Source organism: Methylobacterium sp. JK268 (assembly GCF_054052225.1).
Window position 1 is genome coordinate 32419 of sequence record NZ_JBSVZN010000005.1, and the last position, 16845, is coordinate 49263.

Annotated in this window: 13 protein-coding genes; 7 read left to right on the forward strand and 6 right to left on the reverse strand. The window is 66.6% G+C overall.

The genetic code is table 11. The features are described 5' to 3' along the window. Positions 1-28: 28 nt before the first annotated feature. Positions 29-3760, forward strand: a complete 3732-nt coding sequence (locus tag ACW9J6_RS07345; protein ID WP_457115798.1) for a response regulator — start codon at positions 29-31, stop codon at positions 3758-3760. A 425-nt stretch (positions 3761-4185) separates the two neighbouring features. On the opposite strand, the gene ACW9J6_RS07350 is transcribed toward ACW9J6_RS07345, so the two are convergent. Further along, positions 4186-4494, reverse strand: coding sequence for a putative quinol monooxygenase (locus ACW9J6_RS07350; protein WP_457115799.1), 309 nt, complete (start codon positions 4492-4494; stop codon positions 4186-4188). An 829-nt stretch (positions 4495-5323) separates the two neighbouring features. Here ACW9J6_RS07350 and ACW9J6_RS07355 point away from each other — a divergent pair. After that, positions 5324-6850 carry an aldehyde dehydrogenase family protein gene (locus ACW9J6_RS07355; RefSeq protein WP_457115800.1) on the forward strand — a complete coding sequence of 509 codons (1527 nt, stop codon included), beginning with the start codon at positions 5324-5326 and terminating at the stop codon, positions 6848-6850. A 43-nt stretch (positions 6851-6893) separates the two neighbouring features. Continuing rightward, positions 6894-8579: an FAD-dependent oxidoreductase gene (locus ACW9J6_RS07360; RefSeq protein WP_457115801.1), complete on the forward strand. Its 1686-nt coding sequence runs from the start codon at positions 6894-6896 to the stop codon at positions 8577-8579. 429 nt (positions 8580-9008) lie between these two features. Here the strand turns inward: ACW9J6_RS07360 and ACW9J6_RS07365 are convergent, their stop codons facing one another. Then, positions 9009-9767 (reverse strand): TMEM175 family protein, encoded by a 759-nt coding sequence (locus ACW9J6_RS07365; RefSeq protein ID WP_457115802.1) that lies wholly within the window; start codon positions 9765-9767, stop codon positions 9009-9011. A gap of 178 nt (positions 9768-9945) precedes the next feature. Continuing rightward, positions 9946-10647 (reverse strand): helix-turn-helix domain-containing protein, encoded by a 702-nt coding sequence (locus ACW9J6_RS07370; protein ID WP_457115803.1) that lies wholly within the window; start codon positions 10645-10647, stop codon positions 9946-9948. Between the two features lie 286 nt (positions 10648-10933). Between ACW9J6_RS07370 and ACW9J6_RS07375 the strand changes: the two genes are divergently transcribed. The 4 genes from ACW9J6_RS07375 to ACW9J6_RS07390 all read left to right on the forward strand — a co-directional run bounded on the left by ACW9J6_RS07375 (position 10934) and on the right by ACW9J6_RS07390 (position 14861). After that, positions 10934-11386, forward strand: a complete 453-nt coding sequence (locus ACW9J6_RS07375) for a PRC-barrel domain-containing protein (RefSeq protein ID WP_457115804.1) — start codon at positions 10934-10936, stop codon at positions 11384-11386. A 141-nt stretch (positions 11387-11527) separates the two neighbouring features. Further along, a complete protein-coding gene (locus ACW9J6_RS07380; RefSeq protein WP_457115805.1) occupies positions 11528-12013 on the forward strand; it encodes a redoxin domain-containing protein in 486 nt (161 codons plus the stop codon). Continuing rightward, positions 12006-12548: a DsbA family protein gene (locus tag ACW9J6_RS07385; RefSeq protein ID WP_457115806.1), complete on the forward strand. Its 543-nt coding sequence runs from the start codon at positions 12006-12008 to the stop codon at positions 12546-12548. The genes ACW9J6_RS07380 and ACW9J6_RS07385 overlap by 8 nt, the downstream gene beginning before the upstream one ends. A gap of 105 nt (positions 12549-12653) precedes the next feature. After that, positions 12654-14861 carry a mechanosensitive ion channel family protein gene (locus ACW9J6_RS07390; protein ID WP_457115807.1) on the forward strand — a complete coding sequence of 736 codons (2208 nt, stop codon included), beginning with the start codon at positions 12654-12656 and terminating at the stop codon, positions 14859-14861. 52 nt (positions 14862-14913) lie between these two features. Here the strand turns inward: ACW9J6_RS07390 and ACW9J6_RS07395 are convergent, their stop codons facing one another. The 3 genes from ACW9J6_RS07395 to ACW9J6_RS07405 form a co-directional block, all read right to left on the reverse strand. Continuing rightward, positions 14914-15372, reverse strand: a complete 459-nt coding sequence (locus ACW9J6_RS07395) for a DUF1931 family protein (protein WP_457115808.1) — start codon at positions 15370-15372, stop codon at positions 14914-14916. 130 nt (positions 15373-15502) lie between these two features. After that, positions 15503-15946 (reverse strand): thioredoxin TrxC, encoded by a 444-nt coding sequence (gene trxC / locus ACW9J6_RS07400; RefSeq protein ID WP_457115809.1) that lies wholly within the window; start codon positions 15944-15946, stop codon positions 15503-15505. A 329-nt stretch (positions 15947-16275) separates the two neighbouring features. Further along, positions 16276-16842 (reverse strand): HdeD family acid-resistance protein, encoded by a 567-nt coding sequence (locus ACW9J6_RS07405; protein ID WP_457115810.1) that lies wholly within the window; start codon positions 16840-16842, stop codon positions 16276-16278. Between the last annotated feature and the right edge of the window lie 3 nt (positions 16843-16845).

A 16845-nucleotide genomic window follows, 5' to 3' on the forward strand; every position in this document is an offset into this window, starting at 1 on the left:
CCCGGGCCCTGTTATGCGAAGTGTAGTCATGGTATTTGACACCTATGGTGCGGTGGAAGGAGCCATGATTTCTGATACGTCGGCTTTAACCACAGATGTTCCCCTCGCTTTCCTGAGCGGCGGCGGCGAGCTCGGTGAGTTGATGCGCTCGAAGGACTGGTCGGCCACGCCACTCGGGCCGGCAGAATTTTGGTCGCGGAACGTCAAGACGGCCGTCAGCATCTGCCTGAATTCTCATTTTCCAATTCTTCTGTGGATCGGTGATGAATTAAGGATTATCTATAACGATGCCTACATTTCCTTTCTAGGAGAGGCCAAGCACCCGGCAATGCTCGGCCAACCCGGTTTGACAGCCTGGAGCGAGATCTGGCCGGCAATCGCTCCGATGCACGACGAGGTGCAGGCCAGGCGGGCAACTTGGGTCGAACACTACCAGATGTTCTTCGCCCGAAGGGTGCCGCATGAGGAGGTCTACGTCACATTCGGGTATAGCCCGATTCTCGATGAGAGTGGCCGCAGCATCGAGGGTGTCTTTTGCGCCTGCTACGAGACGACCGAGGAAGTCATTCGAGAAAGGCGGCTTTCAACCTTGCACCATCTTGGAGCGAGAAGCGCCGAACATCCGACCGTCGAAGCCGCTTGCCGCGATGCCGCCGAGGTTCTGAACGGCAATCCTTTAGATATCTCCTTTGCTGCGTTTTATCTCGTGGACGAAGAGGGTTCAACAGCGCAGCGGGTCGCCGGCACACGACTGGCCGGCGATCGTACCGCATTTCCGACGGTTCACGCGATCAGCCGTGCCGGAGCGGGGGACGGTCCCTGGCCACTCGGCCTGGTTGCCGAGACCGCTCAGGCTGCGCAGGTGTCGGATCTTCCGAGCCGGGGCTGCCAATTCACAACGCCCCTCTGGTCGGACCCGGTGGAAATGGCGTTCGTCCTGCCGCTCAAGAGCGCCAACCACCAGAAACCGGCGGGCTTCCTCATCGTCGGAGTCAGTCCGCGGCGGGTCCTCGACGTGGACTACCGCAGCTTTCTCGACCTGGTGGCCGGGCAGATTGCGACGACCATTGCGGAGGCACGCGCCCTCGAGGATGAACGCCGGCGGGCCACGGCGCTGGCGGAACTCGATCGGGCCAAGACGGCGTTTTTCTCGAACATCAGCCATGAGTTCCGCACCCCTCTCGCGCTGATGCTCGGTCCGCTCGAGGAACTCCTGGCCAAGCCCGACGGTGCGCTCGCCCCCGATGCCCGCGCTCTGGCGACGGTCGCGCACCGCAACAGCCTCCGCCTGCTCAAGCTCGTCAACACCCTGCTCGACTTCTCGCGCATCGAGGCGGGTCGGGCCCAAGCCTGCTACGAGCCCTGTGACCTCGCACGGCACACGGCAGAGCTGGCCTCGAGCTTCAGCTCGGCTTGCGACCGCGCCGGCCTGCGGCTCGACATCGCCTGCGATCCGCTCCCCGAGCCGGTCTGCGTGGATCACGACATGTGGGAGAAGATTGTCCTCAATCTTCTCTCGAACGCCTTCAAGTTCACCTTCGACGGCTGCATCGCCGTTCGCTTGGCCGCCAGTCCAGGCGGCGCCGAGTTGCGGGTCAGCGACACCGGGGTCGGGATCCCGGCTGCGGACCTGCCGCACGTGTTCGAGCGCTTCCATCGTGCCGACAGCCCGAAAAGCCGATCCCACGAGGGAAGCGGCATCGGCCTCGCCCTGGTGCAGGAACTGGTTCGCCTGCACGGCGGCACCATCACGGTTGAGAGCAGAGAGGGTCACGGCACGACCTTCACGGTCCTGGTGCCGTTCGGGACAGACCATCTCCCCGCTGAGCGGATCGGCGGAATGCGCCGCCTGCCCTCGACGGCGAGCCAAGCCCCCATTTTCGTCGAGGAAGTGCTGCGCTGGCTTCCAGGGTTAGCCGAGGAGCGGGGAGAGGAGAGGTCGCGCGTGTTGGAGGAGGCGGAGCCCGCCGCCCCGCCGACCGACGCGCCGGACGCACGCATTCTGCTGGCCGATGACAATGCCGACATGCGGAGCTACCTCGTCCGCTTGCTGACGGGGCGGGGTTGGGTGGTTGAGGCGGTGGCCGACGGCGAGGCGGTGCTGGCGGCGGCAAGGCGGCAACGGCCCGATCTCGTCCTGTCCGACGTCATGATGCCCGGGCTGAACGGGCTTGAGCTCGCGGCCGCGCTGCGGCGGGATCCGGACTTCACCGACGTGCCGATCATCCTGCTGTCCGCACGGGCGGCCGAGGATGCGCGCGTCGAGGGCCTCGGGACGGGAGTCGACGACTACCTCGTCAAACCCTTCTCCGCGCGCGAGCTTCTGGCACGGGTGAACACCCATCTCGTCCTGGCGCGGTTGCGCCGCGCAGCCGCCGCGGGGCTGCGTCGGAGCGAGGCGCGCCTGCAGGCTGCCGTCGATCTCGTTGGTCTCTCGCCCTACAGCTGGGTTCCGGCGACGGGCGCCCTGGAATGGGATGCGCGGCTCAAGGCCGTGTGGGGCCTGTCGCCGGACAAACATGTCGATTACGACCTGTGGCTGTCCGCCATCCATCCCGACGACCGGTCGCCGGTCGAGGAAGCCGTTGCCCGATGCACCGACCCTGCCGGGGACGGCGTCTACCACGTTGAGTATCGCGTGATCGGGATCGAGGACTCGGTCGAGCGCTGGGTCTCCACCTACGGACGAACCACGTTCGAGAACGGCCGTCCCGTCGGTTTCACCGGCGCTGCGCTGGAGGTCACCGAGCGCAAGCGCGCCGAGGCGGCCCTGCGCGAAAGCGAGGAGCGCTTCCGGCGCTTCGCCGAGCATACGGCCAACGTTCTCTGGCTCGCCGACCTGCAGAGCGGACAGCTGGATTACCTCAGCCCGGCCTTCGCGCAGGTCTGGGGCATGCTTCCCGAGGACATGCCGGATATCGCGAGCTGGCTCGTCAGCGTCCACCCGGACGACCGCGTTGCCGCCGCGCGGGCGCTGGAATGCGTCGGCGGCGGCGAGACCCTCGTGTTGGAGTACCGGATCCAGCGCGCCTCCGACCGCGCCGTGCGCCGCATCCGGGACACGTTCTTCCCGATTCCAGCGGCCGACGGGCACGTCCGACTGGTGGGTGGGATCGCGCAGGACGTCACCACCGACAGCGGCCTGCGCGCCTACGTGGTCTCAGTCAGAGATGACGTGCGGCGTGGCCTCGTCGAGGCCCTGCAAGCCGGCGGGTACGAGGTCAAGGCCTTTGCGAGCGGCCGGGCCCTTCTCGCGATCGCCGGCTCGCTGATGCCGGGCTGTGTCGTGCTCGATCTGGCGGAGACCGGCGGCTTGGTCGTGGCAAGTGAGCTGAAGGCGGCGCGCGCGCACCTTCCCGTCGTGGCGCTCGCCGCGAGTGCGGGCGACGTTGGGTTCGGGGTCCGCGCCATGAAGGCGGGAGTGGTTGATTTTCTCGATGAGCCCTGGACCCCGGAGGGGCTGCTGTTCGCGGTCAGAACAGCGCTGGCTGAGATCCGCGACGCGGTGGAGCGCTCGCGCACGCGCGACGATCTCCATCACCGGATCGGAGCCCTGTCGGCACGCGAGCGCGCGGTGCTGGAGGGCTTGCTCGCGGGCGGCACCAACAAGACCATCGCCCGCGCGCTGGGCCTGAGCCCGCGCACCGTGGAGATCCACCGCGCCCGGGTCATGGAGACGCTCGGTGCCCACAACTTGCCGGAGGCGGTTCTGATCGCGACCGCGGCCGGTGTGCGCCCGGCCGAGCAGCGCGGTGATTAGAGCATTGTCCGACGAAATGGATACCGGTTCGTCGCAGAAAATGCGTAAAAATCGAAGACCGAGAGCAGTGTCCGATTGCGCCATGATCGGACACTGCTCTCGGTCGCGCAACCCGGCGTCTTGGCCATGAGCTGGACGCCAGAGCCTCGGTGGTCCCCATGGGGGCGCCGATCACACGGCGGGCGGCCGCGCGCGATGCGGGGCCGGGGCGCGCCCGGGCCGGCGCGGTCGCCCTCGGCGCAAACCGGATGGACGAAGAATTGACCATCCGAATGTTGGCGAGCGAGGTGCTTGCCGGTCTGGGCTGCTTGCCGGTCTGGGCCGCTTGGCGATCGAAGCAGAAGGCGGGCCACCACCCGACATGCCGCCGCGGGTGCGCGTTACCCGCGTATGGTCGTCACTGACGACGAGACTGTCACGGTTGCTTACCTGGCCGACTTTTCCGCGACAATGCTCAGCTTATGAATTTCTGGTGTCTTGGCGAACATGTCGCCTGCCGCGATCTTCTCCATCAACGCGGCTGCGACCTTTCCATTCAGATGCGCGTCGCGTCCAGCCTCGTCGTCGAAGGTGTCGAATATCGCGAAAGATGAAGGTCCTTCCTGAATCGCATACCATGAGATCGTTCCGGGCTCGGCGTTCACCGCATCGAGCGCCGACCGCAAGAAGTCCGCGACTTCGTTCTCCTTGCCGGGCTTTGCTTCAAGCGGAACGTACAACGCGAACTTTGTCATGCTTCTCTCCTGTTCTAATCTCCGTGAATGTTTGTCAGTTTTCACTTGGCTTGGTGTCGTGCAGCGCCCCGGCTGCTGTTGTCATCCTCCTCATCTTGAAACGCTCACCGCGGCGCCCCACCGGCTGTCGCCACGAAGGGCCTCAGCGGTTCTCCGCTTTGCCGGACGGCGTCCTTGGCGCAGTGTTGAAGAGGTCGGCTGGCGGCGGGCCATGAAGGGGATTTTGTCGCCGGCATGGAGTCGATATTGCCGGGAGGTGAGCCGTCGGTTTGACGCTCGGTCGACCGGAGCCGCAGGCCGCGTCCATCTCCTCCTTGCCGTTCCAATCGAACTCAATGACTGCGTGTTCCCCTTCATCGACGATGCGGGCGGGGCTGGCGCCGTGCGCGCCCTCATCGACGCGCTGGCTGGAGCCGTCCCTGAGTGTCTCTCACAAAACTCCCGATCACCGTCGTGGCTCGCTGTGTCACCTCCAGCGCGGCGGGAGTTTTGTGAGGTGCACCACGCTGTGGGAGCCGGGGTGCAGGCGGCTCGTATCGCCCGCTCGATGACGCGCCCTGTCCAGGAGAGCCGTGCACCCCTGCTCTGTGGGCGTCCCAGTGTATCTGGAGACCTCGGCGGGGCCGGATCGAAGGGCGCCACGCGAGGAACTGGCGCGCGCTGGCAGTGAGGCCGCCGCGACGGGGTCGCCCTCCGTGATCAGAACTGACGCCCGTCAGGGCACGGGTTCCGCGCCGGGCGCATTGTCACGTCTGCTCCAGAGGGCGGGGCGAGGCCGCGCAGGTCGCGACACCGCCAACGCCTCCGGGTCCAGAGAGAGGCGTGCGCCATGAACGATGCGTCGGTTCGGCAAGTCGCGGCCCCACAGCCCTACGCGGACCTCGACCGGCTGCCGATCGGCGGCGCGTGGCGCAACGGGAGGGCCACCCGTGTCCTCGCGGACCGCGATCCCTACACTGGCCAGGTCATCCTCGACATCCCGCAGGCCGACCGCAGCGACCTCGACGAGGCCTACGCGACCGCGGCCAAGGCGCAGGCCGCATGGGCGGCCGAGCTTCCGGCGACACGCGCAACCGTGTTTCGGCGGGCGACGGAGATCCTGGACGCACGGCGCGAGGAGGTGATCTCCTGGTTGATCCGTGAGTCCGGGAGCACCCGGCTCAAAGCCACGCTCGAATGGGCCTCGACGCGCGCCATCATGCTGTGGGCGACGTCGGCGCCCTACCGGACCGAGGGCCAGGTTCTGCCAACCGACATTCCGGCCAAGGAAGGCCGTGTCTACCGGAAGCCGGTCGGTGTCGTTGGGGTGATCAGCCCGTGGAACTGGCCGCTGCATCTCACCAACCGGTCGCTCGCGCCGTCGCTGGCGGTCGGCAACGCCGCTGTCGTGAAGCCGGCCAGCGACACGCCGGTGACCGGCGGATTGCTGCTGGCGAAGATCTTCGAGGAAGCCGGGCTGCCTCCGGGCGTGCTCAACGTCGTGGTCGGTTCCGGGAGCGAGATCGGCGACGCCTTCGTCGCGCACGCTGTCCCGCGGGCGATCTCGTTCACCGGGTCGACCCCGGTGGGCCGGCACATTGCCGAACTGGCCGCCACAGCGTCGATCCTGAAGCGGGTCGAACTGGAGCTTGGCGGCAACGGACCGTTCGTCGTACTCGACGACGCGGATGTGGATCAAGCGGTCGAGGCTGCGATCTTCGGCAAATTCCTGCACCAGGGCCAGATCTGCATCTGTGTCAACCGGATCATCGTCGACGAACACCTCTACGATACGTTCCTGGAGCGTTTCGTCGATCGGGCCAAGGTACTCAAGGTCGGCAATCCGGATGAACCCGACACGATGATCGGCCCGATCATCAACGAACAGCAGTTGAAGGGTCTGCTCCAGCGCATCGATGAGGCGCGCGTGTCGGGGGCACGACAGCTCGCGGGCGGAGAGCCGCGGGGCCTCGTTCTACCGCCGCATGTGTTCGCCGATGTCACCAACGACATGCCGCTGGCGCGCAACGAGATCTTCGGCCCCGTCGCACCGGTCATTCGCGCCCGCGGGGAAGACGACGCGCTCAGGATTGCCAACGACACGGAACATGGGCTGTCCGGCAGTGTCTTCACCCGCGATCTCGAACGCGGCGAGCGGTTTGCCCGGCGCCTTCAGATCGGCATGGTGCATGTCAACGACCAGCCGGTCATCGATCTTCCGAACAGCCCGTTCGGTGGCGAGAAGAATTCCGGAATCGGCCGGTTCAACGGCACGTGGGTGGTCGAGGCATTCACGACGGATCAGTGGCTGACCGTGCAGCACGCGCGGCGCCACCCGCCCCTGGACGCGCGTTCCGTCAAGAGCGCCTGGGCGTAACCGGCACGAGACGATGGTTTCGCACTTGCGCTGAGGCTCGACCATGTCGGTCATCGATAACCGCCGCGACCAGATGTTCCCGAAACTGAGCCCCGCAGAGATCGAACGTCTCCGCCGGTTCGGTCGAGAGCAGCACTACGCTGCAGGCGATGCCCTGTTCGTCACCGGTGACATCTCGCCCGGCATGTTCATCCTCGTGTCCGGCTCCGTGGAAATCAGGCGCCACGACCCCCTGGGGCATCTTGCGCCGATCACGACGCAGGGCGCCGGCGAGTTCGTGGCCGAGGTAGGGCAGTTGTCGGGCCGTGCGGCGCTCGTCGACGCCGTGGCCGTGAGCGACCTCGATACTGTGCTGATCCCGTCCGAGAATCTCCGGGCGCTCCTCATCGCCGAAGTGGAACTCGGCGACAGGATCATGCGAGCCCTGATCCTGCGCCGGGTCGCACTGGTCGAGACCGGCGCCGGCGGCCCGGTGTTGATCGGGCCTGCGTTGAGCGGGGACATGATCCGGCTGGAGAACTTTCTCTCCCGCAACGCCTATCCGCACCAAGTGCTCGACCCCGCCCAAGACCGCGATGCCGCCACGCTGGTCGAGCGATATGGTGCGAAGCCGGCGGACCTCCCCCTATCGGTCTGTCCGAACGGCTCCGTTCTCAAGAATCCCAGCGAGGCCGAGCTGGCACGCAGCCTCGGCATGACCCGGATCGATCAGCCGGACCGGACCTTTGATGTTGCCGTTATCGGCGCCGGCCCGAGTGGCCTCTCGACGGCTGTGTATGCCGCATCCGAAGGCCTGTCCGTGATCGTTCTCGAAGCCCTCGCCTTCGGCGGCCAGGCCGGCGCAAGCGCCCGCATCGAGAACTACCTGGGTTTTCCCACGGGCGTCCCGGGCCAAGTCCTGACTGGCCGCGCCTTCGTTCAGGCCCAGAAATTCGGAGTGAATTTCGTCATTTCGAGCGAGGTCGTGAAGCTCGACGTCACCCGCGATCCTCTCGGGCTCGAGTTATCCGACGGGCGCCGCGTCCAAGCGCGAGCCGCCGTCGTTGCCAGCGGCGCCCGTTACCGGCGGCCCGATATCCCGCATCTTCGGAAGTTCGAGGGTCATGGCGTCTGGTACTGGGCGTCTCCCATCGAAGCGCGCCTGTGCCAGCGGCAGGAGGTCATCGTGGTGGGGGGTGGCAATTCCGCGGGTCAGGCCGCCGTCTACCTGCGCGATCTTGCGGCCAAGGTCTGGATGCTGGTGCGCGGACCCAGCTTGGCGGACAGCATGTCCCGCTACCTCATCGACCGGATCGAAGCGGCCGAGACCATCGAGGTTCTGACCGAGACGGAGATCGTGTCGGTCTCCGGATCGGCGGAACGGCAATTGGAGCGGGTGCGCTGGCGGCACAAACCGACCGGCAAGGAGACGGAGAAGCCGATCCGTCACGTCTTCCTGATGATCGGTGCCGATCCCGCGACGGATTGGCTGCAGGGCTCCGGTGTCGCCCTGGATCAGAAGCGCTTCGTCAGAACGGGCACGCGTGACCAGGCGCGAGAGAGCGGCGCCGGCGGCCCATCAGGCCGTCCGCTTCCACTCGAGTCGAGCATCCCCGGCGTATTCGCCGTGGGCGATGTCCGCTCAGGCTCGGTCAAGCGCGTCGGCGGCGCCATCGGAGAGGGCGCTGCCGTCGTGGCGCAACTGCACACCGTTCTCTCGGATGCGCCCGTCGAGACGCGGGGCCGCTGAACGGGGTCGCGCCGTGGCCTCGGCTCGTTCGGCCAACCGACGCGCCTCATGGCCCGCGCGAGCAAGCATCACCTCGTGGCCGACGGCCGTGAGATTACGACACGACATCCATATCCGGTACAGAAACCAATGCTCGCCGAGGCGCCGGCATCTCCGGTCGATTGAGTTCTCTCTAGAGCAGCATCCGATCACGTTGCAATCGGATACTGCTCTAGGTCTTTGATTTTTAGGCATTTTCTGCGACGAACCGGTATCCACTTCGTCGGAAAATGCTCTGGAGAATGTCCGGTATTCTGAACGGAACGATGCCTGCGCCGGGTCTCTCGCAATCGCCTCCGCGAAGCCGATGGTGTCGCCCGCCCCGACGGAAGCGCCGGGCGAGGTCCCCGCCCTCCGCCCGCAAGCTCGTAGAGCAGATACTTCGCGGGCTCACCTCAGCCTTGTCCGCCCGAATGCCGGCGTCGGACCATGGGCCTCGCTTGCGTCCGAAGCCTCCTTCGGGGCGGCTCGCCGTGCCCCCCGGCGCGTGGTCCAGCGCACCACCGCCGGGCCGGGCAACCCATAATAGAGCAGCAGAACAATGTAGATCGCAATACTGAAGCGGGGATCAACCAAGGCAAGCAAGAAGGCGATCCCGTAAAGCAGCGGCACGAGCATCCAATGGAAGCGCAGCGCCTGCAGCCGGTGCGGATCGGCGCGCGGGGAGACCAGGCCGGCGCGCAGCGCATGCTGCCACATCGCGCTGAAGAAGAGCCCCGCGGCGCAAAGCGCCGCGCTGTAGACCATGGCAGCGAGTTGTCGCTCCGCATGCCCGGCGCGGGCATATTCTGCCAGCATCGCGGTTGTGAAGGGAAGAACGGCCGCGCTGAGCAAAAGCAGCAGATTGAGGACCAGCAGCACGTGGTCGCTGCGGCGAATGTAGTGGAACATCGTGTGGTGGTTGCACCAGACCACGCCCACCTGCAGGAAGCTGAGGATGTAGGACACGTAGAGCGGCCATTGCCGCATCAGCGCAGCACCGAGGGACTGACTGTCCAGTGCAGCCTCTCGCGGGACGCGCAGATCGAGCACCAGCAAGGTGATGATGATGGCGAAGACACCATCGCTGAATGCCTCGATGCGAGCGGGCGACGGTTCCTCCTCGGGCCGCGGGATGGTCTCGGCAATCGTCTCGACGGCATCTGTCATGGCAGGCTCCTCGCTCTCATTCGAGCCGACATGCGACCACGCGACGGAGAGCAGGATCCCGCCCCGCTCAGACGGTGCCCGTCGGACCGCGCCCGCAGACAAGGCGGCATGGTCTCGCCCGGCTGCAGGAAACCCATCGGCCTGAAAGCGATCCCGAGCACGCCCCGGATACGGGTGCTCAGTCGCCGTTCACCAAGCTGCCGCTCATGCGCCGGAGGGCGCCTGGATCGAGGAGGGTCACGTAGCGCCCGTGCGTGGCGATCAGCCCGACACGGCGCAGGGTGGTGAATGTGCGGCTCACAGTCTCGCTCGAGAGACCGAGAAAGTCCCCGATGTCCGTCCGCGACATCGGCAGCTCGATCCTTCGGACGGCCGACACTCTGCACGCCAGGTCGGTCAGAAAATACGCGAGCTTCTGAGCGGCGCTGGCGCGGCCGAGCACGGAGAGATCCTCGGCGCGCTCGGTCATCTGCAGCAGCCACGACCAGAGCTCGCTCGCGACCTGCGCATCCGACGCCGCGAGCGCGTCGAACCGTAAGCGGGAGCAGCGGACGACCCGCGTGTCGCTGATGGCTTCGGCGGAAGAGGCATGCAGCCGGGCCCGCTCCATCCCGAAAAGCTCCCCGGATAGATAGAACCCGCGCACCACCCGTTTGCCATCAAGCCCGACGCTGACGGTGCGAACCACCCCGGACACCACCCCGTACACGAACTCGCTGGTATCGCCCTCGGCGTAGAGGGGCGCACCGGCGGAGACGTGGTCGACCCGTCCGACAGGGGTGATGCGACCGAGGGTGAGCTCGCAGCGGGCGGTGGCCGAGGCGGCCGGCCATCTGCCGTGCAGGCCGGAAGCGGGCGCGACGCGACCATACTGGAGCATGACACTCTCCTCCCTCGCGGCTCGTCGATGGTCCCTCCAGGCTCGTAGATGTCGCACCGCCGCGATTCGCACCATTCGGAGGGGACCTAGGGATTGTCCCTAGGTCGTGTCCCCGGACCGGGCCGCGGATGCATCAGCGTCACCCTGCTCGGCGCGCCGGCCGGTCCGGGCCAGAGGCACACGAAACGGCGAAAGGCTGACCCTCGTCAGGGCGGCGGGCGCAGACCGGAGCGAAACTGCCCCTCTGCTTCGCCCTCCCTGGCGAGGCCATCCCAGCGATCGACACGTGGAGGTCAAGATGCGCGTCGCCAGAGCCGTGGCATTCCGGTTGCCGCTCAACGCCATGTTGAGGCGCGCCGACACTCTTGCCGTCGCAACCCTGCTCGGGGCAACCGTGCTCGCCACGACCCATTCGCCGCCGGCTCGCGCGCAAGCGGTCGCGCTCATCCGCGTCGACGTGCAGACGGTCGCGAAGGGCTATCGTGCCAGCAAGCTCCACGGCACATCCGTGCAGAACGACAAGGACGAGAAGATCGGCACCATCGACGATCTCATCGTCGGCAAGGACCAAGTCCTGTTCGCCGTCCTGCAGGTCGGCGGCTTCCTCGGTCTCGGCGGGCACCTCGTCGCGGTGCCGTATAACACCCTCGTGTTCGACGACACGGGGGCGAAGGTCACGCTCCCGGGTGCGAGCAAGGACGAGCTGAAGAAGCTGCCCGAGTTCCGCTACCTGGGCTGATCCTGGTGCCGAACAGGCGTGCCGGTTGCGGGCCTCAGGCGACGGACGCCGCCGGACCGGATGCGCCGGTCGGGGCCGCCATGGCCCACCCCGTCGTCCGATGCGGAACGACCGTTCCGTGGCCTCTTGGGGAGATGAAGGATGGGACAGGTCTTAGCGCCCGGGGTGCGGGCGCCGCATTTCACGCTCCACGTCACACCCGACCAGACCCTCTCGCTGGCCGACCTGAAGGGCCGGCCGGCCATTCTGGCGTTCTATCCCGCAGATTGGAGCCCCGTTTGCGGAGACCAGATGGCGGTTTACAATCAGGTGCTGCCGGAATTCAAAAAATACGACGCCGAATTGGTCGGGATTTCAGTCGATAGTGCCTGGTGCCATCAGGCCTTTGCCGAGGCCCGTCATCTCCATTTTCCACTGCTCGCGGACTTCGAGCCGAAGGGCGCAATCGCCAGGCACTATGGCGCCTATCGCGACGGTGAAGGCGTCTGCGAGCGGGCGCTCTTCGTCGTGGATCGCGGTGGGACGATCTTCTGGAGCTACCGCTCCCCGATCGCCATCAACCCCGGCGCGGACGGCATCCTCGACGCGCTGGATCGGCTTGAGAACCAGGAGAAGAGCAATGGCTGAACTCAGAGTGCCGGTTTCGGCAGCGGATCACATCCGGGGTGGTGCCCATGGCCAGGTGGTGCTCGTCGAGTACGGTGACTACGAATGTCCTTACTGCCGCCTCGCGCATGTCCACGTCCTGCAGCTCTGTGAGCACTTCGGCAACGACCTCACCTACGTGTTCCGCCATTTCCCGCTCACCGAAATCCACCCGAATGCGGAGCCGGCCGCGGAGGCTGCCGAGTTCGCGGGCGCGCAGGGCCAGTTCTGGGGAATGCACGACGCCATCTACGCGCATCAGGATCAGCTGAGTCTGCCCTTCCTCGTGCACGCGGCCCGCGCGCTCGGCCTGTCGGAGCATCGTCTTGAGATCGCTCTCGGCGCCGGCACGTATGTACCGAAGGTGAAGAACGATTTTCTCGGCGGCGTCAGAAGTGGCGTCAACGGAACGCCGACCTTCTTCATCGACGGACATCGGTATGAAGGTCCGTTCGACTATCAGCATCTTGCCGCCGCCATCCGGTCAATGGGTTCCAGGCCGAAGCTCGTGCTGTAGGCGGTGACGGATCCGCGCTCGCCACACGATGCCGGCCGAGACATCGAGAGTGGAGTGGGATGCTGCGGGGTCGGCCGCGCCCCGCGCCGGGCCGGATCGGCACCGATGGTGCTGGCTGCTGCGATGCTCCTGTCCTGCTGCGCGTCCTCCGTCGCGCGGCTCAGTGCTCCGCCAGACGCCCCTCGCGTCGGTTCTCCCGCGACGAAGCCTCGCCTGTCGGGCGCCGGCACGGTGTGGCTCGGCGCTGCGGCGCGTGCGGACCGGCTCGCCGCGGCCGAGCCGGCCTCCGACGCCGACGTTCCGCAGGTCGCACCCCGGAATGCCGGCCAGGCACCCCAGGCGGCCGATTTCCTGCTGGGCTACCGCCGTGTCCTGAACCGGTTCGGCCAAGGGCTGAGTGCGACCGTCGCGGCTGGCGCCGAGATTTCGGCCGTGCCCGGCGCGCTGTCGAGATGGCTCCGATCCAACGACAGCGCCGGTGGCATCCACGGATGGGTGGGGCTGGCCTGCATCCTCGCCGGCGGCTTCCTCGTCGAACTCGTCGTCCGGTCGTCGCTTCTCCAGCCGCAAGCGCCCGGGCCTCCGGCGCGGGAGGACGCGGGTCCGTCTCCGCACGACCGGCTCTCGAAGGTTGGCCGAAGGGCAGTCCGCGGGATCGCTCGCATCGTTGCCTTTCAATGCGGCGCCTTGGGCACGTATGTCGCGCTCGCCCGGGCCGGGCCGGAACTGCAGGTCCTCGCGCTCGGCACGATCACCGCGCTCACCGTCACCCGCCTCCTCTGCTTGGCGTCCCGGATCGCGCTCTCGCCGGCGAGCGCCGCCGACCGGTTGGTCGCCCTGAGCGACGTCTCCGCCCGTCGCATGCACATCCTGATCGTGACCTTCGGTGCACTGGGCGCGTTCGGGCAGCTGCTCGTCAGCCTGCTCAGCTTCGCGGGCGTGTCCCCGGATCTTCTCTCGCTCGTGGTCTTCGTCTTGTGGACCGGCGTCAGTCTCGCCCTCGCCGCCGCCGCCAGCGTCGCGCGGCTGCCGGGCCGCGATCCCGCCTGTGATGATGGAGAGACCTCTCGGGCCGACCGATCGCCTCGCTGGCGGTCTCTCGCCCTCGTCGGTATCGCGCTCCTCTACCTCGTCACCGCGGCCCTCGGCCTGTCGGGGCGAGCGGATGCGTGGGTGGCGGGCCTGCTCACGCTGTCGCTGGTGCTGATCCTGCCGTTCATCGACGCGGTCCTCGGTGCGGGTCTCCCGGCGCGTTGCGATCGGGAGGCCGGTCCGTGGGCCCGCGAGGAGGACACCGCTCACCGGCTCCTCGCCTCCTTGCGGCGTTGGCTGCCCCTGCTCCTGACCGCCATCGGGTTCATGGCCGCGGCGGCGATCTGGAACATCCCGCTGTTCCCCTCAGCCTCGAGCGAATCGTGGACGGCGCGACTCGCGCGGGCGACCGTGGACATCACGATCACTTTCCTTCTCGCCTCCCTCGCCTGGGGACTGACGAAGGCGCTGATCGACCGACGGATCAGGCCCGACGCGGGCGCCGGTGCGACCGCGGGCCCTCAGGAGAGCAACGGGGAGGAGATCGTCCCGGCCTCCCGCACCGCCACCCTGCTCGCGCTCTTCAGGGTGTTCGCGCTCACCGGCATCGTCTGCGCCGGCTTGCTCGTCTCGCTGACGGCTCTTGGTGTCAATGTCATGCCGCTCCTGGCAGGGGCGGGGATCGTCGGCGTCGCGATCGGCTTCGGCTCGCAGACGCTCATCAAGGACATCGTCTCCGGCCTCTTCTTCCTCCTCGACGACGCCGTGCGATTAGGCGAGTATATCCAGGTCGGAAACCTGGAAGGCGCCGTCGAGAAGATCTCGATCCGCAGCCTGCGCCTTCGGCACCCGAGAGGACGGCTGCACACGATCCCGTACGGCGAGATCAGACATCTCACGAATTACAGTCGGGATTGGGCGATCATGAAGCTCGAACTGCGGGTGCCGTTCGATGCGGACCTCGAGCTGATCCGCAAAGTGATCAAGGGCGTCGGCGAGACATTGTTGCAAGATCCCGAGCACGGGCCCAAATTCCTGCAGCCCGCCAAGTCGCAAGGCGTGAGGCGCATGGAGGAGACGGCGATGATCATCGGCGTCAAATACATGACGTATCCGATGGAGCAATTCACCATGAGACGCGTCGTCTTCCAGTCGATCCAGCAGGCCTTCGCCGAGAAAGGCATCGCGTTTGCCCGACCGAGGATCATCCTCGAGCAGGACGACCATCCCGCCGCCGAGAACCGCACGCCCGAACAGCCATCGCCCCCATCGCGCCCATGAAAGCCGACCTGAAGGTGCGCCGCAGGCAGGCCGGGTTCGTACAGAGTAGCCTTCACATGAGGAGATCGAGCAGCCGCTCCGCTCGGTCCCAGTGCTCCGTCTGCGGATTCTTCAGGCGAGGGTCGGTGATCTTGAAGGTCCGAGAGAGCGTGAGGCAAAGGCCGCCAGCGATCTCGGGGAGCCACGCCTCGGTGTCGTCGCTGCAGGCCGCCATCGAGGCCGGCCCGCTCGTGAGGGGGGCGAGGCTCTCCTTGACGGCCGCGGCATTGCTCACGGCGCGGAACGCGTGGATCCGTTCTTGGAAGCCCTTGGTGATCGGAAGATCGTGAGGCTCCACGATCTCGCGGCCGTTCGCCTTGGCGATGGCTCCCGCGCGCAGAACCAGGTCTCGGAGCTTGCGGTCGATGACGCTGCCGAGGCGCTTCAGATCGCTCTTGTCGATGACGAGCTCATCTGTTTCCCGGAAGAAGTGTTCGAACCGAGCGATGCCGGCGACAGGAAGCGCAGTCATGGAACCACCCTTGAGCTTAAGTGTCTCTCATAAAACGCCCGATCACCGTCATCGCTCGCCGCGGTGCCGCCACGCCGCACTGATGCCCGTCAGTTCGGCCCCGCCTCCCACTTCTCGCCCGGGCGGGCCGTCACGGGATCTTGTGCTGCCGGAGCCAAGCTCGGAGAGTCCCGGTGTCGACCGCACCGGCACGCCGGGCGATCGCTTCGCCCTTCCAGAATAGCGTGACTGTCGGAATGCTGCGGATACCGTACCGCGCCACCAAACTCTGCTCCGCTTCGGTATCGACCTTCAGGAACCGAAAATCCGGCTCAAGTTCGGCGGCAATTTTCTCGAAGACGGGGGCCATTGCCTTGCAGGGACCGCACCATTCGGCCCAGAAATCAACAACGACCGGAATGTCGTTCTTTTGAATATGCAGGTCGAAACGGGCAGCGTCGACCGGAACCGGATGTCCGATGAACAGCGCCTGCTTGCACCGCCCGCACCGCGCCGCCTTGGCCGGCTTGGATAAGGGAACCCTGTTGATGCTCGCGCAGTGCGGGCAGACGATGAGACGTCCCTCTTCGCTCATGGGTCGACCTCCCTGGCTCAACCGTGTGCCCGACCGCGGGTCGCCCGTCAGTCCGAGCGGCGTACCGAAACGCCGGCACGAAAATCGCCCGAAACCGCGCGCCGCTTCTCTGGAACGATGGCGATCCAAGCAGAGAGTTCGTGGTGTGGGCGACCATTCGGTCCGAACCATTGAGGTTGTTGCGGCGCGGCTCGCGACGTCACGCCGAGGGTGATCGCGTTCGGTTCAGCTGGAGCATATTCCGCTGAAGTGGATGCCGGTCCGGGGGGACAGACGGCAAAATCGAGAACCGAGAGCGCTGGCCGATTGCAACGCGATCGGGCAGCGCTCTAGGCCGGCTGCGCCATTGCGGGAGTCGGCCGATCGTTGCGGTGTTCGCGCAGCCTGAAGGCGAGCACCAGCATGGCGGCACCGAACACAAGGGCATAGATCCCGATCCACCACGTCAGCACCACGGCACCGACGAGCGGCGCCATGACGAGCAGGATCCCGAAAGCGATCGATGCCAGTCCGCCCAGCGCGAGCCACCACCGTCCATGGTCGCGCTTGAGGCGGAAAGCCGCGACCAGCATGGCGCCCCCCGAGATGATGGACCAGGCCGCCGTCATCACCACGAAGGCCAGGGCGGTGATGCCGGGCCACACGGCGGCAAGCACCCCCGTGATGATGTTGACGATGCCTCCGATGAAGAGAGCGCCCCAGCGCCTGCTATGCCGCGCCGCCCGCAGCGATGCGGCGATGGCGAAGATCCCGTCCACCAGCATGTAGGCGGCGAAAACCAGGATCAGCGAGATCAAGGTCGAGACCGGCATCGCGAGCGCCAGGATGCCGAACACGAGGGCGAGCACGCCCCGGACGGCGATCAGCCACCAGTTCCGGGCCAGCGAATGGTTCATCAC

Coding starts and splice junctions, on each gene's coding strand:
- ACW9J6_RS07345 (WP_457115798.1), top strand. CDS start 29: ATGGTATTTGACACCTATGGTGCGGTGGAAGGAGCCATGATTTCTGAT.
- trxC (WP_457115809.1), bottom strand. CDS start 15,946: ATGAGCGAAGAGGGACGTCTCATCGTCTGCCCGCACTGCGCGAGCATC.
- ACW9J6_RS07365 (WP_457115802.1), bottom strand. CDS start 9,767: ATGACAGATGCCGTCGAGACGATTGCCGAGACCATCCCGCGGCCCGAG.
- ACW9J6_RS07380 (WP_457115805.1), top strand. CDS start 11,528: ATGGGACAGGTCTTAGCGCCCGGGGTGCGGGCGCCGCATTTCACGCTC.
- ACW9J6_RS07390 (WP_457115807.1), top strand. CDS start 12,654: ATGGTGCTGGCTGCTGCGATGCTCCTGTCCTGCTGCGCGTCCTCCGTC.
- ACW9J6_RS07355 (WP_457115800.1), top strand. CDS start 5,324: ATGAACGATGCGTCGGTTCGGCAAGTCGCGGCCCCACAGCCCTACGCG.
- ACW9J6_RS07360 (WP_457115801.1), top strand. CDS start 6,894: ATGTCGGTCATCGATAACCGCCGCGACCAGATGTTCCCGAAACTGAGC.
- ACW9J6_RS07405 (WP_457115810.1), bottom strand. CDS start 16,842: ATGAACCATTCGCTGGCCCGGAACTGGTGGCTGATCGCCGTCCGGGGC.
- ACW9J6_RS07385 (WP_457115806.1), top strand. CDS start 12,006: ATGGCTGAACTCAGAGTGCCGGTTTCGGCAGCGGATCACATCCGGGGT.
- ACW9J6_RS07370 (WP_457115803.1), bottom strand. CDS start 10,647: ATGCTCCAGTATGGTCGCGTCGCGCCCGCTTCCGGCCTGCACGGCAGA.
- ACW9J6_RS07350 (WP_457115799.1), bottom strand. CDS start 4,494: ATGACAAAGTTCGCGTTGTACGTTCCGCTTGAAGCAAAGCCCGGCAAG.
- ACW9J6_RS07395 (WP_457115808.1), bottom strand. CDS start 15,372: ATGACTGCGCTTCCTGTCGCCGGCATCGCTCGGTTCGAACACTTCTTC.